Genomic DNA, 26782 nt, shown 5'->3' on the forward strand with positions numbered 1-26782 from the left:
CGTGATCAATGCAGGTTGGTATTACGCAGCGAGGGCGCGTTAGACGCTGGCCCGTCCGATGCTTAACGAGCAAATATGTTTAGTTCGATAGACACTTTCGGTAGACGCGGGATGACTTGATTATCGAATAATTCCGAGGCTTTACCTCGACATTAGGGACGGCATTCGGGGGGACCGTTTCAGGAGACTGTACGGTTTTGGAACCGTTTGGAGTACGGTTTTCCAACGATTTCATGCTGTTCCGGGGGGGGGGTGGTGAGCCCTGCTGGGTTCGAACCAGCGACCTACTGATTAAAAGTCAGTTGCTCTACCGACTGAGCTAAGGGCCCCCGAAGAGGTGGTGGACCCCTAGAGGGGGCGGGGCGGATGGTCAACCTCTTGTCGCGCGTTTCGCTTTTGCTTTTTGCAGGCGCGCGCGCAGATGGCGGACGCGCAGTCCCGTGACCGGATCGGGCCACCCGCTCGCGATGGCGTGCAACGGGTTGAGAACGAAGGCCCGACTGCGAAAGGCGGCATGGGGAATCGTCAGTGTCCGGCTGTCCCATCGCCCGCCAGACCAGAGGATGATGTCGATGTCGACGCTGCGCGCGCCCCAGCGACGATGGCGGCGGCGGCCCAGGTGGTTTTCGACCTGTTGCAGAAGGGCGAGCATTGCCGGCGGGGCGAGGGGGCTTTCCACCAGCAGCGCCCCATTGGCGAAGATACGGGCGGACGGACCGAGTGGCGGCGTCGCGATGGTCGGTGACACCGCTCGCAATCGGGTTTCCATTGCGATCAGCGCCGTCGCCTCCGCGAGCAGGCGGGGCGGCGTGCGCCGGGCGGAAAGCGGCCGGTTCGATCCCAGCGCCAGCGCATAGATGTGGGTTCTTGTGTCCACCATGGGGCTGCGCCTATCTGCTTGCGATGATCCTGGAAAGCCCCCTGCCTGAAACCGAGCCGCCGCGCGACTGCGCGCGCTGCCCCCGGCTGGTCGCATTGCGCGAGGAATGCCGCGCCGAACATCCTGACTGGTGGAATGCGCCGGTGCCGGCCTTTGGCGATCCCCAGGCGCGCATCGCCATCATCGGCCTGGCGCCGGGCCGGCAGGGCGCTAACCGGACCGGACGCCCGTTCACGGGCGACCATGCCGGCACTCTGCTGTTCTCGACCTTGTCACGGCATGGACTGGTCGAAGGGCGCTATGACGGGCGCCCCGACGATGGCCTAGTCCTGCGGGGGGCGATCATCCTCAATGCGGTCAAATGCCTGCCGCCGCAGAACAAGCCGGTGCCGCAGGAAATCCATAATTGCCGCCCGTTCCTGGCGGATGCCGTCGCGGCCTTGCCTCGCGCTCGCACCTTCGTCGCGCTGGGGGAGGTCGCGCACCAGTCGGCGGTGAAGATATTGGGCGGCAAGCTGCCCAAGGCGCGCTTTGCCCATCAGGCCGAACATAGGATGCCCGATGGCCGGATGCTGATCGACAGCTATCATTGCTCCCGATATAATCAGAATATCGGCCGGCTGACGGCGGACATGCTCGATGCGGTGTTTGCCCGCGCTGTGGAACTGGCAGCGATCTAGATATCGGCGCGACAAGGCGGAACCGGCAGGCGCAGCAACCCGGTCAGTGAATATCCCCGGCCAAGAGGTTCAGCGCCCTTGTCATCAGCGCGACGAATCTGGCCTCGTCGAGCCGCGCTGCGGGGTTGTTCCAGCTTCCGCTGACCGCATACCAGGCGCCGTCTCTCCCTTGCGCCAGCATGTTCATCGCCATGACGCCGGGTTCGCTGCCCCCCTTGTACCCCAGATAGCGCCAGCGCCGCGCGTCCGCCGGGGCAATGCCGGGATTGACGGCCAGGATCGGCAGCGCGTCGCCGCCATGAAGGCGCAGCCAGTCGAGCAGGGCGATCATGTCGCGGGAACTTGCGAACCATTCGACGCTCTCGATCGCGACCGGCATTTCGGCGACGCTGCCCACATCGACCTTGTCCGCGGTCAGTCGCTGGGCAGATTCTCGCAGCAACGCGCGGCGCGAAGCGGGCGAACCCGCCTCGAAGCGCCGGCGCAGATCGCTGTTGGCGGGCATCTTGAGCGCGAACGCTTCGGCCGTGGTGAGCAGCGGCGATGCCGTTCCAGGATCGGCATGACCGGCGGCTTGCCGCATGGCATCGACCCGGTCGCGGCCCAGCGCGAGCAGCAGCGTGTCGCTGGCGCTATTGTCGCTTTCGGCGATCATTGCGGTGGCGAGGCTGTGCAGCGTCATGGGCGCCTTGTCCGGCCACGCCGCCAGCCGACCCGAAAAGCTCTTCGGACCGAGCGGGATGCTGTCGCTCCAGCGATGTTCGCGGGCCGCGACGGCGCGCGCCAGTTCCGCGAGGATGTAGAGCTTGAAGCTGGAGCCGGTCGCCATCTGCGTATCGGTGCGATGGCCGTACAATATTTGCGGGCCTGCGTCGGTCAGCCTGGCGATGGCGAAGGCGGTCGAGCCGGGCAGGGCGGCAATGTCGGCCATCACCTTGTCCAGGCTGTCATGGGCGGTACGCGCGCCGATGATGTGCAGGCCGATCACGCGATGGGGCGGTTGCGGGGAGATGACGAGGGTGAAGCCCACGGTTGCTCGCTCGAATCGGATTTCGACCTGGCCGGCCGTTGCGGTCTCGCTGCGGACCGATCCGAGGGAAAGGGGCTGGCCGTGCCGGGCGCGCAGATCGGCCGCGACCGCGCGCCAGCGATCGACCGGCACGGCGTCGCGGAAGAGGGGCGCAAAATAATCATCCTCGTCACCCGGAGCGGCGAGGATGCGAACCAGTTGTTCGGCGCGGGATCGATAGGTCGGATCGGCCTGGGCCGATGCGCGCATGGGAAGGGCCAGGAGAATCAGCGCGAACAGGATCGACCATGGACGCACGCGCTACCTCCGCCGGTTTCGGACCGAAGGAAAAGCCATCGGTCCGGTCCTCACGCGTCGATCGCTTCCTCGTCCACCGCTGCGGCATTTTCCTGGATGAAGGCGAAGCGGTGGGCGGGGTTGGTGCCCATCAGCCGGTCGACCAGGTCGCGAACCTGCTGTCGGTCCTCGACATCGTCGGGCAGCGTGATGCGGATCAGCATCCGTGTCTTGGGGTCCATGGTGGTTTCGCGCAGCTGCATCGGGTTCATTTCGCCCAGACCCTTGAAGCGGCTGATATCGACCTTCTTGCCCTTGAACTCCTTGGCCAGCAGTTCCTCGCGATGGGCGTCATCTTTGGCGTACAGGCTCTTGCCGCCCGCGACCAGGCGGTAAAGCGGGGGCTGTGCCAGATAGAGATGCCCGCGCCGCACCAGTTCCGGCATTTCCTGGAAGAAGAAGGTCATCAGCAAAGTGGCGATATGCGCGCCATCGACATCGGCGTCGGTCATGATGACGATGCGTTCATAGCGCAGATTGTCGGGATTGCAGTCCTTGCGCGTGCCGCAGCCCAGCGCCAGGATCATGTCGGCAATTTCCTGGTTGGCCAGTATCTTGGCGGTGTTCGCTGATGCAACGTTGAGGATCTTGCCGCGCAGCGGCAGGATCGCCTGGGTCTTGCGATCGCGCGCCTGCTTGGCGGAACCGCCGGCGGAATCGCCTTCGACCAGGAAGATTTCGGCGCCTTCGGGATCATCATTGGAACAGTCGGTGAGCTTGCCGGGCAGGCGCAGCTTGCGGCTGTTGGTGGCGGTCTTGCGCTTGACCTCCTTCTCCTGCTTGCGCTTCAGGCGCTCGTCCATGCGATCCAGCACATAGGCTAGCAGCGCCTTGCCCCGGTCCATATGGTCGGTGAGATAATGGTCGAAATGGTCGCGCACGGCATTTTCCACCAGCCGCGCCGCATCGGGGCTGGTCAGCCGATCCTTCGTCTGGCTCTGGAACTGGGGATCGCGGATGAAGACGGACAGCATGATCTCCGACGAGGTCATGATATCGTCGGCGGTGATGTCCTTCGCCTTCTTCTGGCCGACAAGATCGCCGAACGCCCGGATGCCCTTCACCAACGCGGCGCGCAGGCCGGCCTCATGGGTGCCGCCGTCCGGCGTCGGAATGGTGTTGCAATACCAGCTGTAGCTGCCGTCCGACCAGAGCGGCCAGGCGACCGCCCATTCGACCCGGCCCGCTATGCCCGGGAAATCCTGATTGCCCGAAAAAAAGACGCTGGTCGCACAGTCGCGGTCGCCGACCTGCTCCTTCAGATGGTCGGCAAGGCCGCCGGGAAACTGGAAGACAGCCTCAGCGGGCGTGTCGTCGCTGATGAGCGAGGGGTCGCATTTCCAGCGTATCTCCACGCCCGCGAACAGATAGGCCTTGGATCGGGCCAGGCGGTGGAGGCGGGCGGGCTTGAACTTCTGTTCGCCGAAAATCTCGGTGTCGGGAATGAAGCTGACCGACGTGCCGCGCCGGTTGGGCGCCGCGCCGACCTTCTCCAGCGCGGTCCTGGGCAGCCCCTGCGAGAAGCTCTGGCGGAACAGCTCCTTGTTGCGCGCCACTTCGACCACGGTCGTGGTGGAAAGCGCATTGACCACCGAAATGCCCACGCCATGCAGGCCGCCGGAGGTGGCATAAGCCTTCCCCTCGAACTTGCCGCCCGAATGGAGCGTGGTGAGGATCACCTCCAGTGCCGACTTGTCCGGGAATTTGGGATGCGGATCGACGGGAATGCCACGGCCATTGTCGGTGATGGTCAGACGGTTGCCCGCTTCCAGCGTCACCTCGATCCGGGTGGCGTGACCCGCGACCGCTTCGTCCATGCTGTTGTCCAGCACCTCGCTGGCGAGATGGTGCAGCGCGCGCTCGTCCGTGCCGCCGATATACATGCCCGGACGCCGGCGCACCGGCTCCAGTCCTTCCAGCACCTCGATAGTGGAAGCATCATATTGCTGCGTGGGTGAGGTGTTGGCGGCGAACAGGTCTTCGGACATGGGCACAAGCTATAAGCGGGCGGGCGAAGGGCGCAAGGGTTGCAAGCGGGCAACCCCAGCAAAGAAAAGTAACAGATTGCAGTGCAACAAAAATTGGGGTGGCTCGTTTGCGCTGGCGATGGCGGATCGAATGACCGCTCAGGCGAGGAGAAATAATTATGAAGTTGATCGCGATCGCGCCGCTTGGCGCCACCCTGGCGTTTGTTCTGGCGACGCCGGCCCTTGCGCAGGACAGCGGCGGCGGGGTCGATTGGACCGGGCCCTATGTCGGCGGTTCGTTCGGCTATAATTGGCAGAAGCGGGATGGCGGCGAGCATCTGCGTTTCGATACCGATGCCGACGGCGTCTATGACGATGCCGTGACCACCGCTGCCGGCGCCAATGCCTTTTCGCCGGGCACCTGCGGCGGCGCGGCGCGCGGGGCGACTCCGGGCGCCGGCTGCAACAGCGACAAGGACGCGATCGGCTGGATGGGGCATGTCGGCTATGACATGCAGTTCGGCAGCCTGGTGGCTGGCGTCGTCGCCGAAGCCGGCCAAGCCTATGTCGACGACAAGGTCAGCGAATTTTCGACGACCCCGGCATTCTACACCATGCGGCGCAAGATCGACTGGAATGCCAATCTGCGCGCGCGGCTGGGCTATACGACGCCTGGCGGCATAATGCCTTACATCACCGGAGGCTTGGCCTACGCCAAGGTGAAAAATAATTTCAACACCAGTAACGGCGTCAACAGCTTCACGGAGGAAAGCCGGAGCGAGGATGGTTGGGGCTGGACCATGGGCGGCGGTGTCGAGGCCAAGGTTTCGAGCAATTTCTCGATCGGCGCGCGCTATTTGTGGACCCGTTACAATGTCGGCGACTATCGGGTCGATGTCGGCGCGGGCAGCGCGCCGGCGACCAATCCCTTCCGGATCACCCCGTCGGGCGGCGCCAGCATCAATCGCGGCGACAAGTTCGACACGCAAAGCGTGATGGTGACGACCAGCTTCCGCTTCTGATTGTTCGATATGAATGGAAAAGGGCCGGCTCCCCTGGGGAACCGGCCCTTTTCGATAGGCTTACCGAACGCGCGGGCCGCCAAACGGCATCGGCGGCGGTGGGCGGCGCGTGCCGCGCGGCAACTGCGCCTGATAGGCGCGCCCGCAATGCTCGACGCAATAGGGGAAACCGGGGTTCACCTGCTCACCGCAGAAATGGAAGTCGGGCTCGCCCGGATGCCCCATCGGCCACTTGCAGATACGCTCGGTCAGGTCGAGCAGGCTGGTCTTGTCTGCGATTTCCGGGCTGGGCTTGGCCGGTACGAGACGGCGCGGCGGCGCGGGCGGGATCGGTGCCTGCTGGTCGCCCGGACCCTGGCGCAGGAAGCCGCCGGGGCCGACCGAGACGATGCGCGGCTGCGGCGGAGGGGGCGGCGCATCCGCGGACACCGCGGCAACTGCGGGCGCAGCCGGAGCGGCGGGCGCGACCGGCGCTGGCTGGCGCGGCGGGGCCGGTGGCGGTGCGATCGGTGCGGCGGCTGCGCGCGGCGCCTCCACTTCGGGTGCGGGGGCGGGCTTGCGCGGCGGGGCGGCCTTCTTGGGCGCCTCGTTCGCCTTTACCGGCGAGGGGCGGGATTGCAGGCCCAGGCGATGCGCCTTGCCGATCACCGCATTGCGGCTGACGCCGCCCAGTTCGTCCGCAATCTGGCTGGCGGTCAGGCCACGTTCCCACATCGCCTTGAGCTGGTCGATACGCTCGTCGGTCCAGGACAATGAAAACTCCTCAAAAATCGTCTATGGCTTCCCATATGGGAAGCGCGGCGCGCAGGTTCAAATCCCCGGACCTGACCCCTTGCGGCACAACGGTTCAGCCGATAGTCGATCTGCCCATGAACGACCAGCCCAAAATTGCCACCGAATCGTTGTTTGCCGAACCGGGGGTGCCGCAGATACGGAACGTGAACTGGGCTGGCACCTGGGCGCTCTATCGCAAGGAAGTGCGCCGTTTCATGAAGGTGCAACTCCAGACGGTATGGGCGCCGGCGATCACCACGCTCATGTTCCTCATCATCTTCATCGTCGCGCTGGGCGGCGGCGGTCGTACCGTGACGCTACGCGGGGAGGCGGTCCCCTTTGCCGACTTCATCGCGCCCGGCCTCATCATCATGGGCATGATCAACGCCTGTTTCGCGAATGCCAGCTTCTCGCTGATGGTGGGGAAGGTGCAGGGGACTCTGGTCGACTATCTGATGCCACCTATTTCGGTTGGTGAACTGCTGTTCGCGCTCGCGGCCTCCTCGGTGACGCGCGCGGTGCTGGTGGGCTGTGCCCTTTGGCTGGCGATGGTGGCCTGGCCCGGCGTCCATGTGACGCCGGCGCATCTCTGGGCGGTGATCTGGTTCGGCCTGCTCGGTACCAGCTTCATCGCCTTTCTTGGTGTGCTGACGTCAATCTGGGCGGAAAAGTTCGATCATGGCGCGGCGATCACCAATTTCGTGATCGGTCCGCTCGCGCTGCTGTCGGGCACTTTTTATTCGATCGACCGGCTGCCACCTTTTTTTCAGGGGATCAGCCATGCCAACCCCTTCTTCTACATTATCTCGGGATTCCGCTACGGTTTCGTCGCGGCGGCGGATACCAATGTGGCGACGGGCAGCCTCGTGCTGCTGGCGCTCAACCTGATCTTCGGTGGTCTCTGCTATGGCCTTTTGCGCCGGGGCTGGAAGATCAAGGCCTGAGCCGCTTCAGATAAATGCGAAAAGAACCGGCATGACGATCATCATGCCGGTCAGCAGCAGGGCTGCGATCATCCAGTGACGGATGCGAGGAAGGGCGCGGTGATGACCATGCCCTTCCTCCCAGGGCCAGATCAATGCCCCGCGCTACCGACGCGGGAGAGCGAGAAGCCTGCATCGGCCGCTTCGGCGAGGGGGTAGATGTTGCGCAGGTCAACGAGGGCGTTGCCGGTCATGGAGGCGGCGAGGCGCTTGAGGTCGAGGGCGCGGAAGATGTCCCATTCGGTGACGAGGACGAGGGCGTCGGCGCCCTTCGCGGCTTCATAGGCGTCCTTTGCCATCGTGACGCCGGGCATCATCGGGGCGGCGACCTCCATGCCTTCGGGATCATAGGCGACGATCTTCGCGCCGGCATCCTCGAGCGCCTGGACGATGGCGATGCTGGGGGCGTCGCGCATGTCGTCGGTATTGGGCTTGAAGGTGAGGCCGAGCAGCGCGACCGTCTTGCCGCGCGCATCGCCGCCCAGCGCCTTGACGATCTTGCGGCCCATCGCCCGCTTGCGCAGGTCGTTGACCTGCACGACCGTCTCGACGATGCGGATCGGCGCGTCATGGTCCTGACCGGTCTTGACCAGCGCCAGCGTGTCCTTGGGGAAGCAGGAGCCGCCATAGCCCGGCCCTGCGTGCAGGAACTTGGAACCGATGCGGTTGTCGAGGCCGATGCCGCGCGACACGTCCTGCACCTCGGCGCCGACCGCCTCGCACAGGTCCGCCATCTCGTTGATGAAGGTGATCTTGGTCGCCAGGAAGGCGTTGGCGGCATATTTGATCAGTTCGGCGGTGCGACGGCCGGTGAACATGAGCGGCGCCTGGTTGAGGTTGAGCGGCCGGTAGATCTGGCTCATGACCGCGATGGCGCGGTCCGATCCGGTGGTGCCCACGACGACGCGGTCGGGCCGCTTGAAGTCGCCGATGGCGGCGCCTTCGCGCAGGAATTCGGGGTTGGAGACGACCTGGATGTCGAGGTCCGGGCGCAGGTCGCGTGCGATCCGCTCGACTTCGTCGCCGGTGCCCACGGGCACGGTCGACTTGGTGACGATCACCGCCGGCCCGTCCAGCGCCTCGACGATCTCCCGCGCCGCAGCATAGACATAGCTCAGGTCCGCATGGCCGTCGCCTCGGCGCGAGGGCGTGCCGACCGCGATGAAGATCGCGTCCGCGCCCTTGACCCCTGCTGCCAGATCGGTGGTGAAGGTCAGCCGCCCGGCCGCCGCATTGCCGCCGACCAACTGGTCCAGGCCCGGCTCGAAGATCGGCATCCGCCCGGATTCGATCGCCGCGATCTTGCCCGCATCCTTGTCGACGCACACGACGTCATGCCCGAAATCCGCAAAACAGGCTCCCGACACAAGGCCCACATAACCTGTGCCGATCATGGTGATTTTCATGAGGTGCTCTGGCTCCGCAAAGAAAGAATATGATGTAGCATGGCTTCAGGAAAACCTCTGCACAATTTGGTTCGCTGCAATGCAGCGAGAAAATGCGCAAGCGATTCAGGGGCTGTATACCAATTTCTGCGACAGGTGGAGCGTAGGGGCAGGCAGAAGGAAGAGCCGTGAAGATTGCCATTGTGTTCGGGACGAGGCCCGAAGCGATCAAGATGTTTCCGGTGGTCCATGCGCTGCGGGCCAGGCAGGGCGTGCAAACCCGCGTCATCGTCACTGCGCAGCATCGCAACCTGCTGGATCAGGTGCTGGAGATAGCGGGCATAACGCCTGACATCGATCTGGACGTGATGCTCCCCAACCAGACCCTGGACGGGCTGACGGCCCGGTTGATCGTCGAACTGGGCAAGGCTTTCGATGCCGAGAGACCCGACCGGGTGGTCGTTCATGGCGATACGCTCACGACCATGGTGGCCAGCCTTGCCGCCTATTATCGCAAGATTCCGGTTGCCCATGTCGAGGCAGGGCTGCGCAGCGGCGACATCCATCACCCTTGGCCGGAGGAGGTGAATCGCCGCGTGGTCGCCTGCATCGCCGATATGAACTTCGCGCCGACTCAGGCGGCCGCGGATGCGCTGCGAGCCGAAAATCGCGACCCTGCGAGTATCCACATTACTGGCAACACCGTGATCGACGCGCTGCTGGCGACCCGCGCGCGGGTACTGGCGGAGCCGTCCCTGGCGAGCGGGCTGGACGATCTTGCTGCGCGCTTCGCGGGTAAACGGATCGTCGCCGTCACCAGCCACCGGCGCGAGAATTTCGGTGGCGGGATGGAAGCGATCGCCCGCTCGATCGCGGACATCGCCGCGCGGCCCGACGTGGCCGTGATCTTCCCCGTCCATCCCAACCCCAATGTCCGCCCGGTGATGGACGCCGTGCTCGGCGGCCTTCCCAATGTCGCGATGATCGAGCCGCTCGACTATCCGCATTTCGTGCGGCTGCTCGACCTCTGCCATCTCGTATTGACCGACAGCGGCGGCGTGCAGGAGGAAGCGCCCTCGCTCGGCAAGCCGGTGCTGGTGATGCGCGAGACGACCGAGCGCCCCGAAGGCGTCGAAGCGGGCACAGCCAAGCTGGTCGGGGCAGACCGGGAGCGCATCGTGCGCGCGGTGTTGGCCTTGCTCGATGACGAAGACGCCTATCAGGCGATGGCGCGCGCGCACAACCCCTTCGGCGATGGGAAGGCGGCGGAACGGATTGCGGCGGTGATGGCCATGGTGAAACCCGCGGTACGCGCCGCCTGACGTCTCATTACCGAAATCTTCAGCATTTCCGCGCAGAAGGGCAGCCAAATCGAACCGGCCCAAAGGATTGCCTGCCCCATGCCCGTCGACACCAAGCAGAAGGTTTCCGTCATCGGCCTTGGCTATATCGGCCTGCCGACCGCCGCTCTGATCGCGCGCGGGGGATGCCAGGTAGTGGGCGTGGACGTGTCGGCCCATGTGGTCGAAACAGTCAATTCGGGCCGAGTCCATATCGAGGAAGTCGATCTTGACGGCCTGGTTCAGGGCGTGGTCGCGCGGGGCCATCTGCGCGCCAGCCTGGACGTCGAGCAAAGCGACGTCTTCATCATTGCTGTCCCGACCCCGGTGGCGGAAGATCGCGCGCCAGACATCTCCTATGTCCTGAAGGCGGCACGGACCATCGCGCCGGTGCTGAAGCCCGGGGACACGGTGATCCTGGAATCCACGTCTCCGGTCGGCACGACCGAGGCGCTGCGCGACGTGATCGGCTCGCTGCGCGCCGACCTCAGAATGCCCGGGCAGGGCGCCCAGGGCGACATCGCCATCGCCTATTGCCCGGAGCGGGTTCTGCCGGGCCGCATCCTGGTCGAACTGATCGACAATGACCGCTGTATCGGCGGGATCACGCCGCGTTGCGCGCGCAAGGCGCTGGGCTTCTACCGCCAGTTCGTGCGCGGCGCCTGCATCACCACCACGGCCCGCGCAGCGGAAATGGTGAAGCTGGTCGAAAACAGCTTCCGCGACGTCAACATCGCCTTCGCCAACGAATTGTCGGTGATCGCGGAGAATATGGATATCGACGTGTGGGAGGTGATCCGCCTCGCCAACCGGCATCCGCGCGTCAACATCCTCAATCCCGGCCCCGGTGTCGGTGGCCACTGCATCGCCGTCGATCCCTGGTTCATCGTCCATGGCGATCCCGAAAATGCCCGAATCATCCGCACAGCGCGCGAGGTGAATGATGGCAAGACGGATCATGTGGTCGCCAGAGCGTCGGACATGATCGATGACTTCGCGGGCGAGGACGTCGCCTGCCTCGGTCTTGCCTTCAAGGCGAATATCGACGATTTCCGCGAAAGTCCGGCGGTGAAGGTCGCCGCGCGCCTCGCCCGTCGCTATGGGCGCCGCATCAAGCTGGTCGAACCCTATGCGCAGTCGCTGCCCATGGAGTTTGCCGGGACGGGGGCCGAACTGATCGATCTCGATACGGCTCTGGAACAATGTGGCGTGTTCGTCATTCTGGTCGATCATGACATGTTCAAATCGGTCCCGGTGGACGAGCGCGCCGGCAAGGCGGTCTATGACACGCGGGGCATCTGGCCCGATCAGCCCCGTCGGCCCGACCAGCCTCACCGGATCGCGCCCGCACCGGACCGCATCGCCGTCTGACCGTCAGTGTGGCGGCGCGCCCCGTCGCGCCGACAGTTGCCATCGCCCTGTCCCGTCGTTAACCCCCGGATCCAACGGCGCCTGTCCGCGCCATGGATCAATCGCCAGAGGGGGACATGAGGCATGAGGCGCTGGCGCTCGCCGCGACTTTGGATGGCCGCCCTGCTCTTGCCGGGTCTGACGGGCTGCGCGACCGTGGAGGATGCGCCTGCGGGGGAAGCGGCCTATGCTATCGTGCCGCCGCCGCCGGCCGTGGGCATGGATTATCGCCTGTCGCCCGAGGACGTGCTGCGCATCCAGGTCTATCATGAGCCGGGCCTGTCGCTGGAGGATGCACAGGTGACGGCTGCTGGCATGGTCCGTATGCCGCTGATCGGCGACGTGCCGGTCGCGGGCCTGACCGCCGGTGAGGCCGCCGACGTCATCGCCGGGCGGTTGGGTGAGCGCTATCTGGTGTCGCCCCAGGTGACCTTGTTCGTGAAGAAGGCGGTGGGTCGTCGCATTACGCTGGACGGTGAGGTGCGGGAACCCGGCCTCTATCCGATCGAGGGACGATTGACCCTGTCCCAGGCAGTAGCATTGGCCAAGGGACCAACCCGGCTGGCGAGCCTCGGTCAGGTCGTGGTCGTGCGCCGCATGGATGGGGAGCGGCGGGCCGCGATGTTCGATCTTGCCGCCATCCGAAAGGGCGAAGCGCCCGATCCCGAAATTCTGCCCGGCGACCAGTTGATCGTCGGCCTGTCGCGCGCCAAGGCGATATTGGGCGGCGCGCTGATCGCGGTTCCGGCCATCGCTGCGGGCTTCATCGCGCTGGATGGAGATCGTTGATGGTCGCGACCCGGATCGATCCTGTGGACAGCCCGGAAGTGGAAGGCATTGGTGCCCGGTTGGCGAGCGCCGCGCGCACCTACTGGACGGTGCTGCGTCGGCACCGCGTGATCCTGTTCGTCACCATGGCGCTGTGCCTGCTGGCGGCGTTGCTCTACATCCTGCTGTCGACGCCGGACTATCGCGCCACGGCTTCGGTCGAAGTGGAGGACGTGCCCGCCGGCGCCGCCGGCGCGGGCGCGGCGCGATCGATGACCGACGACACGGAAACGGTCATGCAGACCGAATTGGAAGTGCTGCGCAGCCGCGCGCTGGCCGAAGAGGTGGTGCGCGACCTGGCACTGGTCGGCACGCCGACCTTTTTCGAGGGGATGGGCGTCAGCCCGCCCAAGGAAGGTTCGGCCGGCCTCAGCCAGAGGCAGGTCGAGCAGGAGCGGGTCGTTGCCCTGCTGCGCCGGAATCTGGAGGTGGAACTGCCCGGCAAGTCGCGGATCATCCGGATCAGCTTCGTCAGCGCCGACCCGGTGCTGTCGGCGCGGGTCGCCAACAGCTATGCCGACAGCCTGATCCGGTCGGACCTCAAACGTGGCTTCGAATCGGGCGTGCAGGCGCGGCGCTTCCTGCTGGGTGAACTGGACGGCGCTCGGCGCGACCTTTCGCGCGCGGAGCGAGAATTGGCCATTTATGCCGCCCGGACCGGAGGAGCGCCTGTCGAGCCGGATAAGGGCGCGCAGGAGGCGGGCAAGCCCCGGTCGCCCGAACCGAAGTTCGCGCCATCGGAAGGGTCGATCGAGACCCGGCTGGCGCAGCTCAACGGCTATCGCGCGCAGGCGGTGTCGGAACGGATCGCCGCGCAGAAGCGCTGGGAAAGCGCGAGACGCGCCAGTGTCGAGACGCTGCCGGAGGTGCTCAACAACGGCGCCATGCAGCAATTGATGGCGGAGCGGGCGCAAGCGCGCGCCGCGCTGGTCGAGGAACGGCAATTTCGCAAGGACGCGCACCCGGAAATGCGCGAGGCGCGCGCCAGGCTCGCGGCTTTGGACGATCAGGCGACGGAAATGGCGAACCGCATCCGTGCATCGCTCAAGGAGCAATATGACGTCGCCGTCCATGGCGAGAAGCAGATCGCGACCGAAATCGCGGGGCTGGAGCGCGATGCCCAGGCCGCGCGCGGACGCGATGTGCAACTCAGCATCTATGAAAGGTCGGTCGACACCTATCGGATGCTGCATGACAGCCTGTTGCAACGCTATCGCGACATGGCGTCGCAGGCGGGCTTCCAGGCCGGCCGTATTCAGCCGCTGGACCGGGCGGCCGTGCCGGCGCACCCTTTCTCGCCCAAGATCGGCGAAACGCTGCTTCTTGCTGCGCTCGGCGGGCTGGCGCTGGGGCTGTTGCTGGTGGCGGCGCGGCATATATTCGACGATGCGGTGACGTCCGCGGACACGCTGGCCGAACGGGTGGGCCTGCCGCTGCTGGGTGCGGTGCCTGTGACGGGGGATAATCCGCAGCCGCCCGAAATCTTCACGCCCATCGCGCGTTCGTTGTTGCTGGCGTCCGCAGGCGGCTTGCCGCGCTCCATCCTCGTCACCAGTGCGCAGGAAGGGGAAGGCAAGTCCTTGACGCTCAATGCCTTGGCGCGTGCGCTGGCGGGTCTCGGCAAGACCGTGCTGGTCATCGATGGCGACATGCGCCGGCCGGTGCAGCACGCGCTCTTCCGCGTCGCGCCCGGCAAGGGCATCAGCGAAGTGCTGACAGGGCAGGCGAGGGCGGCCGACGCGATCATCCCGACCGGCGTCGAGCGCCTGGCGCTGCTGCCGTGCGGCGCGGTGCCGCCCAATCCGGCCGAACTGCTGGCCACGCCGGCGCTCGACGATCTGCTGGCGGCGGTGCGAGACGATTATGACACGATCCTGATCGACGCGCCGCCGATCCTAGGGCTGGGCGATACGCCCCTTCTGGGCGCGCGCGTGCAGGCGAGCTTGATGGTCGTAGAATGGGGCCGCAACCATCATGGCGGTCTCCGCGTCTCGGTCGATCGGTTGCGCCGCGCGGGAGGCGTCATCATCGGCGCCATCCTGACCAAGCAGCAGGGACGCGCCTTTGAATATGACTATCATCGGGGCGGTTAGGAAGCCTTTGGCCCGCCCTATAGGACGTCCCCGAACATGAACCAGACCATGGCGATCCAGGCGGCAAGGCCGATGGCCCCCAATATCACGCCGGATCGGGCGCGGATGGCGGGCCACAGCCCGCGCGGTTCGTCTTCGTCGTCAATGTGCATCGGGCTGGCGTAGCGGCGGACGGGCCTTCGCTCAACCCGCCTCGGCTTCGGCCTCTGCCCGCATGGCGGGGCGCTCCACCGCCATCAGCCGGCCGGTAAAGCATTGTCGCCACCAGCTGATGTCCTGCCCTTCGACGCTGTCCATCATCGCACGCCAGCGCCGCTTGCGTTCGTCCAGCGGCATCGCCAGCGCGCGATTGATCGCGTCGGACATTTCTTCCGGGCTATATGGGTTGATCAGCAGCGCGTCCTTCAGCTGCATCGCCGCCCCAGCGAACCGCGACAGGATCAGCACGCCGGGATCGTCGGGGTTTTGCGCCGCCACATATTCCTTGGCGACCAGGTTCATCCCGTCGCGCAGCGGCGTCACCAGGCCGATCTTCGCAGCTCGGTAGATACCGGCCAGCTTGTCGCGGGGATAGCCCTGGTTGACATAGCGGATCGGGGTCCAGTCCACATCGCTATACTCGCCATTGAGCCTTCCCGCGAGCGAATCGAGTGTCGCGCGGATCTGTTGATAGCTCTCAACTTCCCCGCGCGAAGGGGGGGCGATCTGGGTCAGCAGCACCTTGCGGTGATGTTCGGGATGGTCCTTTAGGAAACGGGCATAGCCGTTGAACCTCTCCTCCAGCCCCTTGCTATAGTCGAGCCGGTCGACGCCCACGATCATCGCCCGGTCCTGAAGCGAGGCGCGGAGCAGTTCGACCATGTCGCCCGCATCCTCGCTTACCGCCGCTTCTGCAAATTCCCTGGCGTTGATACCGATCGGGCAGGCGACGGCCTGGATCGTCCGGTCACCGACCGTGACAAAATCGCCATCCACCGTCCCGCCCATCTCCTTTTCGACATAGTGGCGGAAGGATTCGAGCCATTCCTCGGTATGGAAGCCGATCACGTCATAGGCGAACAGCGTGCTGACCAGCTTGGTATGATGGGGCAACGACACCAGCAGGCGGGTGGGCGGCCATGGAATGTGAAGGAAAAAGCCCATCCGGTTGTTCAGTCCACGGTCGCGCAGCATCTGGCCCAGCGGGATCATGTGATAATCATGCACCCAGATGATGTCTTCCGGCTCGATCAGCGGCATCGCCGTGTCGGCGAACCGCTGGTTGACGCGATTATAGCCACCCTCGAAATCGCGCGCATATTCGGCCAGGTCGATGCGGAAATGGAACAACGGCCAGAGTGTCTTGTTGGCGTAGCCGTTATAATATTCGTCGACATCCTGTTCTTCCAGGTCGATCGTCGCGGTCTTGACCCCTTCATCCTCGGCGAAGCCGATATGGCCGGTAAAATTGTCCGTGATCTCCCCCGACCAGCCGACCCAGATGCCGCGGCTCTCGCGTAGCGCCTGCGACAGGGCGACGGCCAGGCCGCCCTGGTTGCCGGTCTTGCTGGGGCGGCTGACCCGGTTGGAAATGACGATCAGGCGGCTCATCGCATCGCGCTCCACGGTTTGCTCAGCAAGACGGCGCAGTTGATGATGCCGACCAACGAGTAGGTTTGGGGATAGTTGCCCCATAGTTCCCCGGACATGGGGTCGATGTCCTCCGACAGCAGGCCCGCAGCGGTGCGGCGGGACAGCATTTCCTCGAACAGGGCACGCGCCTCCTCGGTGCGTCCGGTGCGATGCAGCGCCTCGATCAACCAGAAGGTGCAGACGTTGAAGGCCGTCACCGGTTCGCCGAAATCATCGGGTGTGCTGTAGCGGAGCATGTCGTTGCCGCGCCGCAGGTCTGCCTCCAGCGCGGCCAGCGTGCCGACGAACATCGGATCGTCCGGGGTCAGGAAGCGCAGGTCCAGCAACTGGAGCAGGGATGCGTCGCGCGCATCATCCTCGAAATTGGCCGAAATCGCCTTGCTGTCGTTCCGCCAGGCGGCTTCCAATATGCGCGCCTTCATCGTGTCGGCGCGGTTCTTCCAGTGGGCGGCGCGCAGCGGTAGGTCGAGTGCGGCGGCAGCGTGGGCGAGGCGGTCGCAGGCAGCCCAGCACATCACTGCGCTATAGCTGTGGACATGGGCGCGGGTGCGCAATTCCCACAGGCCCGCGTCCGGCTGGTCATAGACCATCCAGGCGCGCTCGCCGACCGCTTCCAGCGACTCGAAATCGGCATGGCCCGCCATCCGCAACAAGCGCTGGTCGATGAAGCCCTGAACCGATGACAGGACGATCTGGCCATAGGCGTCATGCTGGACCTGACTGTAGGCGGCGTTGCCGACTCGCACAGGCCCCATGCCGCGATAGCCCGGCAGGCTGTCGGCCTCCCATTCGGTCAGCGTCGCATTGCCGCGCACGTCATAGAGCGGCTGGATGTGCCCGCCCTTCGCGCCATCGACGATATTGCGGAGATAGACGAGATAGGTTTCCAGCACGTCGAGCGCGCCAAGGCGATTGAGCGCCTCGACGGTGTAATAGGCGTCGCGTACCCAGCAGTAGCGATAGTCCCAGTTTCGCCCGCTGTCGGCATGCTCGGGGATGGAGGTGGTGAGCGCGGCGACGATCGCGCCGGTTTCCTCATGCTGGCAAAGTTTCAGGGTAATGGCCGACCGGATCACCGCCTCCTGCCATTCGGCGGGAATGGCGAGGCCGCGCACCCAGAGTTGCCATTCATGGATGGTGTCGTCCAGCATCCGCTCGATCGCGGGGCGCAGCGCGTCCGAAAAGCCTTCGTCCGGCCCCATGAAAAAATGCATGTCCTGTTCCAGCCGGAACCAGCTTTCCTGACTGATGAGCCCGATCGGGGCGTTGGTCGACACGCGCATCGCCATGTAGGACAGGACCATGCGGATATGGTTGGAGCCGTAGCTGACGGGCACCTTGTCCGCGTTCCAACTCGTCGTCGGCCTCAGCCTGACGCGAATGCGGGGGCTGCCCGACACCGGCCGCACGATGCGGATGAAGGCGACGGGGCGATAGATGCGGCCCTTCTGCTTGTGGCGCGGACAGAAATCATAGGTTTCGATCGCATTGCCCTGCGCGTCACTCTGGCGCGTGACCAGGATGGGCGTGTTGCGGATATAATGCTGCTCGATCGCGACGACATTTTCCAGTTCGATCGCCCAGAAACCGCGCGACTGGCCGTCGTCCCAATCCTTGTTATCCAGCAGCGCGGAAAAGACGGGGTCGCCGTCCACGCGCGGCACGCAGGCCCACACCATGCGGCCCGCGCGGTCGATCAGCGCGGAAGCCTGGCAGTTGCCGATAGGCCAGAGGTCGAGCGTGCGCTCGTTTCCGGCGTGGATGGAAGACATTGGCTCTTGGATTTTTCCGGCCCCTTCGACGCTCAGGATGATGGGCGCCGACAATCCTGTGCGGCGATCCCCTGCGCCAGATAATGCCTGACGGCGGCAACCTGTTCCAATCGGAAGGACGCAAAAGTGGCTCGGGGCGTCCCGACCAATATGCCCGCGCCCCCCAGTTCGGCCGCCACGGCAAAGCCTTCCTCATCGGTGATGTCGTCGCCGATGAAGACGGGCACGCCTCTCGACATCATGGGATGTCCCATCAGCTTGCGTACCGCGCTGCCCTTGTCGGCGCCGCCGGGGCGAAGCTCATACAGCATCTTGCCGTGCTGGACGGTCAGGCCATGCTCATCGGCCTGTTCTTCCGCCAGCGTGCGGGCCGCTTCGCCCCATGGCGGTGCGCCACGGAAGTGAAGGCCGACGCTGATCGACTTGCGTTCGATCAGCAGGCCCGGCTTGTCTTCGGCGAAGGCATGGAAGGCTGCCTCCACCGCGTCGATGGCGGGCAGGCGGGGCGGCGCGTCCACCGGTTCGCCGGGGCGGGCAAATTCCAGCCCATGCGTGCCGGCAAGGAAAAAATCACCAAAGCCAAGCGTGCGGAGCGTGGTCACGGAACGGCCGCTGACGATCGCCAGTCGGCCGTCCAGCGTATCACGCAGGCCGGCCAGCATGGCGAGGAGGTCATCGTCCACATCCACCGCATCGGGCGTCTCGGCCAACGGTGCCAGCGTTCCATCGAAATCGAGGAAAAGCGCCGCGTCCGCCAGCAGGGCAACGGGTGGGGAGGGAAGGGCGGGCGGGGAGGGCTGTGGGTCGGTCACGGCCTTGAAAGTGGCGCTCCCGGTCGAAATCGCAACCCCCCATCTCGCAGGTGCGGCACTTTTCTACGATCGGCAGCGCCGGTCGGGGGAGGGAGAATCTGTCCACGGCGACGCCCACTGAACGCGGTGCAGGGCACGGAATGCCTGCATGATTCCGGCCAGCAACGCGTCGATGCTGCGGTTGGCATGTTCGCGGCCGTCATTCCACAGCCGGTCGTCATATTCGTCACGCATGATGCGATCCTCGCTTATGAGTCGGTGGTAAGGAGCGGCGCGATGTCCGCTGGCGCAGGAATGGAGTTTTTGCGCGGTGCGCGCCAACAAAAGGCTGGACGGTGTAAATAAGCTCAGCTTATTGAATGTCCATGTCCCCCCTCCCGCCACTCTCCGCCATCCGCGTCTTCGAAGCCGCCGCGCGGCTGGAGAATTTCACTGCCGCCGGGCAGGAACTTGGAATGACCCAGGCGGCGGTCAGCTATCAGGTGAAGCTATTGGAGGAGCGGCTGGGCCTCAGCCTGTTTCAGCGGCTCGGGCGCAAGGTGGCTCTGACCGACAAGGGGCGGGAAATCGCCCCGGTCCTCACCCGCGCCTTCGATCTGATGCGCGACGGTTTTGCCGCGCTGACGCAGGATCATGCCGCGGTGCTGACGATCAGTTGCACCAACAGTTTCGCGCATCTCTGGCTGGCGCCCCGGATCGGCGCGTTCCAGATGCGTCACCCCCAACTCGCGGTGCGGATCCAGGCCGAAGATGCCGTGGTCGATCTGGCGCGCGACGGAGTGGACCTCGCGATCCGGGGCGGCAAGGGGGAATGGCCGGGGCTGGAGGCAAGGTTGCTAACGCACAATCGCCTTGTCCCGATGTGCAGTCCGGCCTGGCTGGAGCGGCACGGCCGCATTGCCGATGCGCAGGCGTTGCACGCGGCGCCGCGCCTCTCGCCCGACGATATGTGGTGGCACGAATGGTTCGCCGCCATGGGGGTGGAGGCCGACCCGGCGGACGGCCCGCCCGGCATCGCGCTCGACAGCCAGGTGATGGAAGGTCGGGCCGCCATTTCAGGGCAGGGCATCGCCATCCTCAATCATTTCCTCTGGAAGACGGAGGTGGAAGCCGGACTGCTGGTGGAGGCCGTGCCTTCCTATGTCCGCGAGATCGCCAGCTACTGGATCGTCTATCCGCCCCACGCGCGCAACATTCCGAAGGTCAAGGCATTCCGCGACTGGATCATGGCCGAATTCGCAGCCGCGATCGCCGCGGACGGGGAGGGACGGTATCTGCCACGCTGAGGCCGGTCCTTAATCCGGTGGGACGACCACCGCGCCATCACCGCCGCCCTCGACAAGCTGACGGGTGACCGAGCAAATCCGTTTCCGTTTCGTGCTCGCTTTGCTAAGCCATCGGCGATGACTGATTTCCGCGACCCGTTCGACGCCATCAAGGATCACCCGTTCGACGACGCGCTGTCCGAGCGCTATCTCGTCTACGCCCTGTCGACTATCACCGCTCGCTCGCTGCCTGACCTGCGCGACGGGTTGAAGCCGGTGCATCGTCGTCTGCTCTGGGCGATGCGCCTCCTGCGCATGGAGCCGGGCGGTGCGAACCCGGACGTGCTGGTCGCCAATCCCGCGCGCAACACGACCGCCTACAAGAAATGCGCCCGCGTCGTCGGCGACGTGATCGGCAAATATCACCCGCATGGCGACGCGTCGGTTTACGATGCGATGGTGCGGCTGGCGCAGGATTTCTCGCTGCGCACTCCGCTGGTCGATGGTCAGGGCAATTTCGGCAATATCGACGGCGATAATGCGGCGGCGATGCGCTATACCGAAGCGCGCCTTACGCAAGCCGCCGCCGATCTGATGGCGGGTCTGGATGAAGGAACGGTCGATTTCCGTCCCACCTATAATGGGGAGGATGAGGAGCCGGAGGTATTCCCCGGCCTCTTCCCCAATCTTCTCGCCAACGGCGCCAGCGGCATCGCTGTGGGCATGGCGACGAGTATTCCGCCGCACAATGTCAGCGAATTGATCGATGCAGCCAATCTGCTGATCGACGATCCCGAGGCCGATCATGCCGCGCTGATGCAGATCGTGAAGGGACCGGACTTCCCGACCGGCGGCGTGCTGGTCGACAGTCCGTCGATCATCTCCGAAGCCTATGCTACCGGGCGCGGCGCCTTCCGCACGCGGGCGCGCTGGCACAAGGAGGATAATGGACGCGGCACCTGGATCGCCGTCGTCACGCAAATCCCCTATCAGGTCCAGAAATCCAAGCTGATCGAACAGATTGCGGCGCTCATCAACGACAAGAAGCTGCCGATCCTGGCCGATGTGCGCGACGAATCCGATACCGAAATCCGCATCGTCATCGAACCGCGCGCCCGGACGGTGGACGAACAGGTGCTGATGGACAGCCTGTTCCGCCTGACCGACCTCGAAAATCGCTTCCCGCTGAATCTCAACGTGCTGGACGCCACGCGCACGCCGCGCGTCCTGGGGCTCAAGCCGCTGCTCATCGAATGGCTCAAGCACCAGATCGATGTTCTGGTCCGCCGCGCCCAGCATCGACTGGAGAAGATCGCCGGTCGGCTGGAACTGCTCGACGGCTATATCATCGCCTATCTCAACCTCGACCGGGTGATCGAGATCATCCGCACCGAGGATGAGCCGAAAGACGTGATGATGGCCGAATTCAGCCTGACCGACCGGCAGGCCGAGGCGATCCTCAACATGCGGCTGCGTTCCCTGCGGAAGCTGGAGGAAATGGAACTGCGCCGCGAGCATGGCGAACTGGTCAAGGAGAAGGAGGAACTGGAGAAACTGGTCGAAAGCCCCGCTCGTCAGCGCACCCGTCTCAAGAAGGATCTGGCCGCGCTGCGCAAGCGCTATGGGCCGGAAACCGAGTTGGGCCGCCGCCGCTCGCTGGTGGAAGAGGCCGCGCCCGCGCGGGAAATCCCGCTGGAAGCGATGATCGAGCGCGAGCCGATTACCGTCATCCTGTCCGAACGCGGCTGGATCAGGGCGATGAGCGGCCACCGCGATCTTGCCGCTGCCGATACGCTGAAATTCAAGGAAGGCGACGGGCCGCAATATGCCTTCCACGCCTACACCACCGACAAGCTGCTGCTCGCGACGTCGACCGGGCGCATTTACACGCTGGCGTCGGACAAGCTGCCGGGTGGGCGCGGTTTCGGCGATCCTGTGCGATCACTGGTGGACATGGACAATGAAGGCGCGATCGTCGCGCTGATGCCGGCAAGGGTCGGCGGTGAAATCCTGTTCGCTTCCTCGGATGGGCGGGGCTTCATTGCCGCGGTGGGCGACATCATCGCTGAAACGCGCAAGGGCAAGCAGGTCGTGAATGTCCGGGCCGGCTGCAAGCTGGCGGTCGTGCATCCCGTCATGCCAGGGGCGGATAGCATCGCGGTGATCGGCGAGAACCGCAAATTGCTGGTCTTCGCGATCGGCGAGATGCCGAAGATGGCGCGCGGGCAGGGCGTGCAGTTGCAGCGCTACCGGGACGGAGGACTTTCCGACGCCATCGCCTTCCGGCTGTCGGACGGTCTCAGCTGGACGATGGGAGGCGAATCGGGTCGGACCCGGACCGAATCGGACATGACTCCCTGGAAAGTCGCGCGGGGGGCCGCCGGGCGTATGCCGCCGACTGGTTTCCCCCGCGATAACCGCTTTTGATTCATCGCAAATCCCAACGACGTTTCCGGAATATTTACCGCTTCCCGATAGGCCGGACCCATGGAATCCATGTCCGTGCGCAACTGGCCGGTCAACAAGACCAGCAGTAAGCCTCTGTGCGGGGACGATGACGCGCATCTTGATCCGGGGATTGCAGCCGATCAATGGCTTGCAGCATTGCCGCAATCCGCGGGAATATTATATCTCGAAAACGGCAACCTGTCGGTTGTCGCCGGCAATCGCCGCTTCCTCGACGCGCTGGTCCGTTATCGGCAACGGACTGCCGGGAAGGTGCAAGAAGCCGATGAATGGGTCGGGCGCATCGCCGACTTCCTGGCGTCAGGGAACGATGCGCTCAGCTTTGAGATGGGCCGCGATGGCAAGCTCGGGCCGGAATATTTCATGTGTACCCTGGGGCGGCTGCCGGCTGATGGAGAGGACGGGCACAAGATCCTGCTGACCATTACCGACCGAACGACCGAGCGGGCGATCGAGAAGAATCTGCGGCGCGAACTGCTGTCGGATGGATTGACGGCGTTGCCTAACCGCACCGGCTTCGGCGAGGAAATCGACGACCGGCTCCGGAATAATGCCTGGCCGGAGCACGCCCAGTTCGGGATCATTGCCATCGACCTCAGCCGGTTCAGCCGGGTGAATGAATCGCTGGGGCCGATGGCGGGCGACGAACTGCTGATTACCGTCGCCAAGCGTCTGAAATCCGGATTGCGGCAGGGCGACGTCCTGGCGCGTATCGGTGGCAATGATTTTGCGATATTTGCTCGTCTTAACAATGGCCTGTCTGACGCTCTTCATATCGTTCAGCGGATCAAGGAGGCGCTGAGTTCGCCCATCCGGCTCAGCGGCCTCCAGATCAGGGTGGATTGCGCGATCGGCTGCGCGCTTTCGATCAATCTGGAAGAGGACCCCGATGACGTGGTCCGCAAGGCACAGGCGGCGGTGAAGATCGCCAAGCGGAGCGGCAAGGTCGAGATCTACCGCAACGGCGTGCTCAAGGAGGCGCAGCGGCGCTTTTCGATCGAGAGCCGGCTGCGCGACGCGCTGGCCCAAGGTGGGCTGGCGCTGGCTTATCAGCCGCTCATCCATCTTCAGACCGGCGAAATCACCGGTTTCGAGGCTCTGGCCCGCTGGGACGATGATGAACTGGGCCGGGTGCCCCCGACCGAGTTCATCGCCGTGGCCGAGGAAAGCGGCCTCATCACGTCGCTAGGTCGTTGGGCGGCCTATGAGGCCGCGCAGGCGCTGTCGCGCTGGGATGCCAAATTCGGACAGGTGATCCCGGTTGGGGTGAACGTCAATCTTTCGCCGATCCAGATGGCGCGCGACGATGTGGCCTCAATGTTCGAGGAGGCGCTGCGCTATTCGGGCGTCACCGGCAACCGGCTAACGGCCGAACTCACCGAAAGCGCGATCATCGCGGACCCTGACAAGGCTCGCAAATTGCTGTTTGCGCTCAAGGATCTTCAGATGCCGATCGCGATGGACGATTTCGGCACCGGCTTTTCCAACCTGGCGAGCCTGCACAGCCTGCCGATCGACATCCTCAAGATCGATCGCAGCTTCGTGTCGACCATGTTGGAGGACCGGGACAAGGCTGTCATCGTGCGAACCATATTGTCGCTGGCCGAATCGCTGAACCTTCGGGTCACGGCCGAAGGAATCGAGACGCAGGATCTGGCGCACGCGCTCCAGAAGATGGGCTGCTGGCAGGGGCAGGGCTACCATTTCGCGCGCCCGATGAGCGAAAATGATGCCTATGATTACTGGCGCGCGCGCTGGAATTTCGAGACGATCTGATCCGTCAGTTCCGCGACCCGCGCGGCGTTGGGGAAATCTTCCGCGACCCACAGTTTCTGCACTTCCTGCAACGCCTTGGCGACATCGGGGCCGGGTTCCAGCCCCCGCGCGATCAAGGCTCCGCCACTGATCGGCAGCACCGGGGGCGTCCAGCCGTTCAGTTCCGCCAGCGCGTCCAGCGACTGGCCGGCATCGAGCAGCAGCCTATCGGTCGCCCCATCGACGCCTATGCGATAGGCGAGCGCGCGAGGCGCTTCGCCGGCCACCGCCGGTTCCAGCGCCACCATCAACCGCTTGCGCGCCTTGTTGGACAGTTTCAGTCGAGCGCCCACCTGGTCCGCCTGCATCGGGTCCGGCGGCAACAGCGCGGCCAGGCGACGGAGGGCGGAAGGCGCGATGGCGGCTTTACCTTCCCGCGCGATCAGGCTTTCGACCCGGCAAACGCCGGCGTTGTCCACTTCGGGCAGGACGGGGCGCAAGATGCCGCCTTCGACCATCAGTCGCAGGGCATGGACCGGCGCGGCCCCGCCCAGAAGTTTGAGCATCTCGTCTGCGATCCGCTCGCGCGACAGGGCCATCAGGCTGTTGGCGGCGGCGATGCACGCATCGTAGGCGCTGCTGTCCAGTTCGTTGTCGCCATAGCGCGCCAGGAAGCGGAAGTAGCGCAGGATGCGCAGATGATCCTCGGCGATTCGCGCCGATGCGTCGCCGATGAAGCGCAGGCGTCGCGCCTCCAGATCGGCGATGCCGCCGAAAAAGTCGCTGATCGCGCCGGTCAGCGGATCGGCGTAGAGGGCGTTGATGGTGAAGTCCCGCCGCGCCGCGTCCTCGCGCCAGTCATCCGTATAGGCGATCGTCGCGCGGCGGCCGTCAGTGCTGACGTCGCGGCGCAATGTGGTGATCTCCACCGGCCCATCCGGCAGCACCGCTGTGATGGTCCCATGGTCGATGCCGGTCGGAACCGCCTTGACCCCCGCCGCCTTCAACCGGTCGATCACTTCTTGCGGGTCGAGCGTGGTCGCGATGTCGAGATCGTTGACGGGCAGGCCCAGCAATCCGTCGCGCACTGCGCCGCCGACAAGACGCGCCTTGCCCTCGGCCGCGCCCAGGGTTGTGAACAGGCTGTCCAGACCGTGGCGATGCTGCCATTCTGCGTCAGGCAGCAAGACGGTCATGGCCCAGCCTTCGGGAAATATTGGCGAGGATGGCGGCCGTGATCCCCCAGATTCGGCGCCCCTGCCAGTCGATCTCGTAATATTGTCGCAGGGCACCGGCAAGCTCCACCTCGCGCCGCACCCGGTTCATCGGGTCGAGCGCATAGGCCAGGGGCACCTCGAACCAGTCGGCAACCTCTCCCTCCCGCGGGCGCAGCGGCAGGTCGGGCGGGATGACCCCCAGAACCGGCACGATGTCGAAGCCGGTGAAGGTATGATAGCGGTCGGATGTTCCGATCACCTGCACATGGTCGGGGTGCAGCGCGATTTCCTCCTGCGCCTCGCGCAATGCGCCGGCAATCTCGTCCGCATCGCCTTCATCCACCCGGCCGCCCGGAAAGGCGATCTGGCCGGCATGGTTCCGCAGCCGCGCCGAGCGTTCGGTCAGGATCAACCCCGGCTCGGGCCGGTCGGTGATCGCCACCAGCACCGCCGCGGGGGCGAGCGGAATGTCGCCCTCGATCCGCGGATCGCGCACATCGGATGGTTGCAACAAGTCGTCTCGGCGATGGCCTGCGTCGAGCGCGGCGCGCAGCCGCTCGGCCAGCGTCATGTCAGGCCGTCCAGTGCGAAAAAGGCGCCCTCGCTCCACAGGCCGACCCGTTCTCCGCCCTCGTCCAGCGCCAGGTTCATCAGTTCATAATAGACGCTGCGCGCGATCAGCGCTTCCATGCCGCCCCGAACATGGAGATAGGGGTGGGGGCCGTCGGGCGTTTCTCGCAGGGTCAGGCCATGGTCGCTGCCAGCCGTCACGAGGTCGCCGCTGTTGAGCCGGAAGGTCAGCGTGCGGTCACGACCCTCGCCGTCGCTCCTGAGTTCGACCGCGACGAAAGGCGCATCCTCCACCACTATGTCGAGTTTCTCGACCGGGGTGACGAGGACATGGCTGCCGTCCGGTTCGCGCCGCAATATGCTCGAAAAGAGGCGGACCATCGCCTCGCGGCCGATCGGCGAACCCTGATGGTACCAGGTGCCATCGCGCGCGATCCGCATCTCGCTGTCGCCGCAATGATCGGGGTTCCACTGCGCGACCGGTGGCAGGCGCTTTTCCTGCGCCAGGCGCGCAATATCGGCGAGCGACAGGGTGGACAGGTCTGGCAGTGGCTCCATCGGCATG

The 26782-nt window shown here is 65.1% G+C and carries 24 protein-coding genes and 1 tRNA gene; 10 read left to right on the top strand and 15 right to left on the bottom strand.

All coding sequences use genetic code 11. From position 1 onward, the window contains the following. Positions 1-253 precede the first annotated feature (253 nt). Both A7Q26_RS08985 and folK read right to left on the bottom strand, forming a co-directional pair. A tRNA-Lys gene (locus tag A7Q26_RS08985) sits at positions 254-329 on the bottom strand. 41 nt (positions 330-370) lie between these two features. Continuing rightward, positions 371-880, bottom strand: a complete 510-nt coding sequence (gene folK, locus A7Q26_RS08990) for a 2-amino-4-hydroxy-6-hydroxymethyldihydropteridine diphosphokinase (protein ID WP_066859065.1) — start codon at positions 878-880, stop codon at positions 371-373. 23 nt (positions 881-903) lie between these two features. Between folK and A7Q26_RS08995 the strand changes: the two genes are divergently transcribed. Continuing rightward, positions 904-1560 carry a uracil-DNA glycosylase gene (locus tag A7Q26_RS08995; protein ID WP_066859066.1) on the top strand — a complete coding sequence of 219 codons (657 nt, stop codon included), beginning with the start codon at positions 904-906 and terminating at the stop codon, positions 1558-1560. A gap of 43 nt (positions 1561-1603) precedes the next feature. On the opposite strand, the gene A7Q26_RS09000 is transcribed toward A7Q26_RS08995, so the two are convergent. Next, positions 1604-2887 (bottom strand): serine hydrolase, encoded by a 1284-nt coding sequence (locus A7Q26_RS09000; protein ID WP_232313740.1) that lies wholly within the window; start codon positions 2885-2887, stop codon positions 1604-1606. A gap of 50 nt (positions 2888-2937) precedes the next feature. After that, a complete protein-coding gene (parE, locus tag A7Q26_RS09005) occupies positions 2938-4914 on the bottom strand; it encodes a DNA topoisomerase IV subunit B (protein ID WP_066859067.1) in 1977 nt (658 codons plus the stop codon). A 158-nt stretch (positions 4915-5072) separates the two neighbouring features. Between parE and A7Q26_RS09010 the strand changes: the two genes are divergently transcribed. Beyond that, complete coding sequence (locus A7Q26_RS09010; RefSeq protein ID WP_066859068.1) at positions 5073-5915, top strand: outer membrane protein; 843 nt, start codon at positions 5073-5075, stop codon at positions 5913-5915. Between the two features lie 60 nt (positions 5916-5975). Here A7Q26_RS09010 and A7Q26_RS09015 read toward each other — a convergent pair whose 3' ends face one another. Beyond that, on the bottom strand, positions 5976-6668 hold the full coding sequence (locus A7Q26_RS09015; protein WP_066859069.1) for a GcrA family cell cycle regulator: 693 nt from the start codon (positions 6666-6668) through the stop codon (positions 5976-5978). A 116-nt stretch (positions 6669-6784) separates the two neighbouring features. Here A7Q26_RS09015 and A7Q26_RS09020 point away from each other — a divergent pair, with 116 nt between their 5' ends. Continuing rightward, positions 6785-7633, top strand: coding sequence for an ABC transporter permease (locus tag A7Q26_RS09020; protein ID WP_066859070.1), 849 nt, complete (start codon positions 6785-6787; stop codon positions 7631-7633). A 6-nt stretch (positions 7634-7639) separates the two neighbouring features. On the opposite strand, the gene A7Q26_RS26145 is transcribed toward A7Q26_RS09020, so the two are convergent. Both A7Q26_RS26145 and A7Q26_RS09025 read right to left on the bottom strand, forming a co-directional pair. Beyond that, on the bottom strand, positions 7640-7768 hold the full coding sequence (locus tag A7Q26_RS26145; protein ID WP_269747238.1) for a hypothetical protein: 129 nt from the start codon (positions 7766-7768) through the stop codon (positions 7640-7642). After that, positions 7765-9078 (bottom strand): UDP-glucose dehydrogenase family protein, encoded by a 1314-nt coding sequence (locus tag A7Q26_RS09025; RefSeq protein WP_066859071.1) that lies wholly within the window; start codon positions 9076-9078, stop codon positions 7765-7767. The genes A7Q26_RS26145 and A7Q26_RS09025 overlap by 4 nt, the downstream gene beginning before the upstream one ends. 167 nt (positions 9079-9245) lie before the next feature. Here A7Q26_RS09025 and wecB point away from each other — a divergent pair, with 167 nt between their 5' ends. The 4 genes from wecB (at position 9246) to A7Q26_RS09045 (ending at position 14728) form a co-directional block, all read left to right on the top strand. Next, entirely contained in the window at positions 9246-10379 is a 1134-nt protein-coding gene (gene wecB / locus A7Q26_RS09030) for a non-hydrolyzing UDP-N-acetylglucosamine 2-epimerase (RefSeq protein ID WP_066859072.1), read from the top strand. A gap of 78 nt (positions 10380-10457) precedes the next feature. After that, positions 10458-11768: a UDP-N-acetyl-D-mannosamine dehydrogenase gene (wecC, locus tag A7Q26_RS09035; protein ID WP_066859073.1), complete on the top strand. Its 1311-nt coding sequence runs from the start codon at positions 10458-10460 to the stop codon at positions 11766-11768. Positions 11769-11921: 153 nt separating this feature from the next. Continuing rightward, positions 11922-12596, top strand: coding sequence for a polysaccharide biosynthesis/export family protein (locus A7Q26_RS09040; RefSeq protein WP_232313741.1), 675 nt, complete (start codon positions 11922-11924; stop codon positions 12594-12596). After that, positions 12596-14728 (top strand): GumC family protein, encoded by a 2133-nt coding sequence (locus A7Q26_RS09045; RefSeq protein WP_066859075.1) that lies wholly within the window; start codon positions 12596-12598, stop codon positions 14726-14728. Before A7Q26_RS09040 ends, A7Q26_RS09045 begins: the two co-directional genes overlap by 1 nt. A 17-nt stretch (positions 14729-14745) precedes the next feature. Here A7Q26_RS09045 and A7Q26_RS26150 read toward each other — a convergent pair whose 3' ends face one another. From A7Q26_RS26150 to A7Q26_RS25540, 5 genes are all read right to left on the bottom strand, one after another. Then, complete coding sequence (locus A7Q26_RS26150) at positions 14746-14880, bottom strand: hypothetical protein (protein ID WP_269747239.1); 135 nt, start codon at positions 14878-14880, stop codon at positions 14746-14748. Positions 14881-14911: 31 nt separating this feature from the next. Next, positions 14912-16318 (bottom strand): alpha,alpha-trehalose-phosphate synthase (UDP-forming), encoded by a 1407-nt coding sequence (gene otsA, locus A7Q26_RS09050; protein WP_066859459.1) that lies wholly within the window; start codon positions 16316-16318, stop codon positions 14912-14914. Beyond that, positions 16315-18132, bottom strand: a complete 1818-nt coding sequence (locus A7Q26_RS09055; protein ID WP_269747240.1) for a glycoside hydrolase family 15 protein — start codon at positions 18130-18132, stop codon at positions 16315-16317. Before A7Q26_RS09055 ends, otsA begins: the two co-directional genes overlap by 4 nt. Before the next feature lie 32 nt (positions 18133-18164). Continuing rightward, positions 18165-18944: a trehalose-phosphatase gene (gene otsB, locus A7Q26_RS09060; protein ID WP_066859076.1), complete on the bottom strand. Its 780-nt coding sequence runs from the start codon at positions 18942-18944 to the stop codon at positions 18165-18167. A gap of 63 nt (positions 18945-19007) precedes the next feature. After that, positions 19008-19178 carry a hypothetical protein gene (locus tag A7Q26_RS25540; RefSeq protein ID WP_198162889.1) on the bottom strand — a complete coding sequence of 57 codons (171 nt, stop codon included), beginning with the start codon at positions 19176-19178 and terminating at the stop codon, positions 19008-19010. 131 nt (positions 19179-19309) lie between these two features. On the opposite strand from A7Q26_RS25540, the gene A7Q26_RS09065 reads away from it, so the two are divergent. From A7Q26_RS09065 to A7Q26_RS09075, 3 genes are all read left to right on the top strand, one after another. Further along, positions 19310-20230: a LysR substrate-binding domain-containing protein gene (locus A7Q26_RS09065; protein WP_066859461.1), complete on the top strand. Its 921-nt coding sequence runs from the start codon at positions 19310-19312 to the stop codon at positions 20228-20230. A 117-nt stretch (positions 20231-20347) separates the two neighbouring features. After that, positions 20348-22636, top strand: a complete 2289-nt coding sequence (gene parC, locus A7Q26_RS09070; protein WP_066859077.1) for a DNA topoisomerase IV subunit A — start codon at positions 20348-20350, stop codon at positions 22634-22636. Positions 22637-22696: 60 nt separating this feature from the next. Further along, positions 22697-24451, top strand: coding sequence for a putative bifunctional diguanylate cyclase/phosphodiesterase (locus A7Q26_RS09075; RefSeq protein ID WP_066859078.1), 1755 nt, complete (start codon positions 22697-22699; stop codon positions 24449-24451). Here the strand turns inward: A7Q26_RS09075 and A7Q26_RS09080 are convergent. Genes A7Q26_RS09080 through A7Q26_RS09090 form a run of 3 tightly spaced genes read right to left on the bottom strand, consistent with a single transcriptional unit; the run spans position 24415 to position 26781 of the window. Continuing rightward, the gene (locus tag A7Q26_RS09080; protein WP_066859079.1) at positions 24415-25626 is read right to left on the bottom strand and encodes a CCA tRNA nucleotidyltransferase; all 1212 of its coding nucleotides are present in this window, start codon (positions 25624-25626) and stop codon (positions 24415-24417) included. The two genes, A7Q26_RS09075 and A7Q26_RS09080, sit on opposite strands and share 37 nt — an antisense overlap. Next, a complete protein-coding gene (locus tag A7Q26_RS09085; RefSeq protein ID WP_066859080.1) occupies positions 25607-26218 on the bottom strand; it encodes a CoA pyrophosphatase in 612 nt (203 codons plus the stop codon). The genes A7Q26_RS09080 and A7Q26_RS09085 overlap by 20 nt, the downstream gene beginning before the upstream one ends. Continuing rightward, entirely contained in the window at positions 26215-26781 is a 567-nt protein-coding gene (locus A7Q26_RS09090) for a DUF1285 domain-containing protein (protein ID WP_066859081.1), read from the bottom strand. The genes A7Q26_RS09085 and A7Q26_RS09090 overlap by 4 nt, the downstream gene beginning before the upstream one ends. Position 26782 lies beyond the last annotated feature (1 nt).

The sequence above is a fragment of the Sphingobium sp. TCM1 genome, assembly GCF_001650725.1.
GTDB lineage: Bacteria > Pseudomonadota > Alphaproteobacteria > Sphingomonadales > Sphingomonadaceae > Sphingobium.

Coding starts and splice junctions, on each gene's coding strand:
- folK (WP_066859065.1), bottom strand. CDS start 880: ATGGTGGACACAAGAACCCACATCTATGCGCTGGCGCTGGGATCGAAC.
- A7Q26_RS08995 (WP_066859066.1), top strand. CDS start 904: ATGATCCTGGAAAGCCCCCTGCCTGAAACCGAGCCGCCGCGCGACTGC.
- parE (WP_066859067.1), bottom strand. CDS start 4,914: ATGTCCGAAGACCTGTTCGCCGCCAACACCTCACCCACGCAGCAATAT.
- A7Q26_RS09010 (WP_066859068.1), top strand. CDS start 5,073: ATGAAGTTGATCGCGATCGCGCCGCTTGGCGCCACCCTGGCGTTTGTT.
- A7Q26_RS09020 (WP_066859070.1), top strand. CDS start 6,785: ATGAACGACCAGCCCAAAATTGCCACCGAATCGTTGTTTGCCGAACCG.
- A7Q26_RS09025 (WP_066859071.1), bottom strand. CDS start 9,078: ATGAAAATCACCATGATCGGCACAGGTTATGTGGGCCTTGTGTCGGGA.
- wecC (WP_066859073.1), top strand. CDS start 10,458: ATGCCCGTCGACACCAAGCAGAAGGTTTCCGTCATCGGCCTTGGCTAT.
- A7Q26_RS09040 (WP_232313741.1), top strand. CDS start 11,922: ATGGCCGCCCTGCTCTTGCCGGGTCTGACGGGCTGCGCGACCGTGGAG.
- A7Q26_RS09045 (WP_066859075.1), top strand. CDS start 12,596: ATGGTCGCGACCCGGATCGATCCTGTGGACAGCCCGGAAGTGGAAGGC.
- A7Q26_RS26150 (WP_269747239.1), bottom strand. CDS start 14,880: ATGCACATTGACGACGAAGACGAACCGCGCGGGCTGTGGCCCGCCATC.
- otsA (WP_066859459.1), bottom strand. CDS start 16,318: ATGAGCCGCCTGATCGTCATTTCCAACCGGGTCAGCCGCCCCAGCAAG.
- A7Q26_RS09055 (WP_269747240.1), bottom strand. CDS start 18,132: ATGTCTTCCATCCACGCCGGAAACGAGCGCACGCTCGACCTCTGGCCT.
- A7Q26_RS25540 (WP_198162889.1), bottom strand. CDS start 19,178: ATGCGTGACGAATATGACGACCGGCTGTGGAATGACGGCCGCGAACAT.
- A7Q26_RS09065 (WP_066859461.1), top strand. CDS start 19,310: ATGTCCCCCCTCCCGCCACTCTCCGCCATCCGCGTCTTCGAAGCCGCC.
- parC (WP_066859077.1), top strand. CDS start 20,348: ATGACTGATTTCCGCGACCCGTTCGACGCCATCAAGGATCACCCGTTC.
- A7Q26_RS09075 (WP_066859078.1), top strand. CDS start 22,697: ATGGAATCCATGTCCGTGCGCAACTGGCCGGTCAACAAGACCAGCAGT.
- A7Q26_RS09080 (WP_066859079.1), bottom strand. CDS start 25,626: ATGACCGTCTTGCTGCCTGACGCAGAATGGCAGCATCGCCACGGTCTG.
- A7Q26_RS09085 (WP_066859080.1), bottom strand. CDS start 26,218: ATGACGCTGGCCGAGCGGCTGCGCGCCGCGCTCGACGCAGGCCATCGC.
- A7Q26_RS09090 (WP_066859081.1), bottom strand. CDS start 26,781: ATGCCGATGGAGCCACTGCCAGACCTGTCCACCCTGTCGCTCGCCGAT.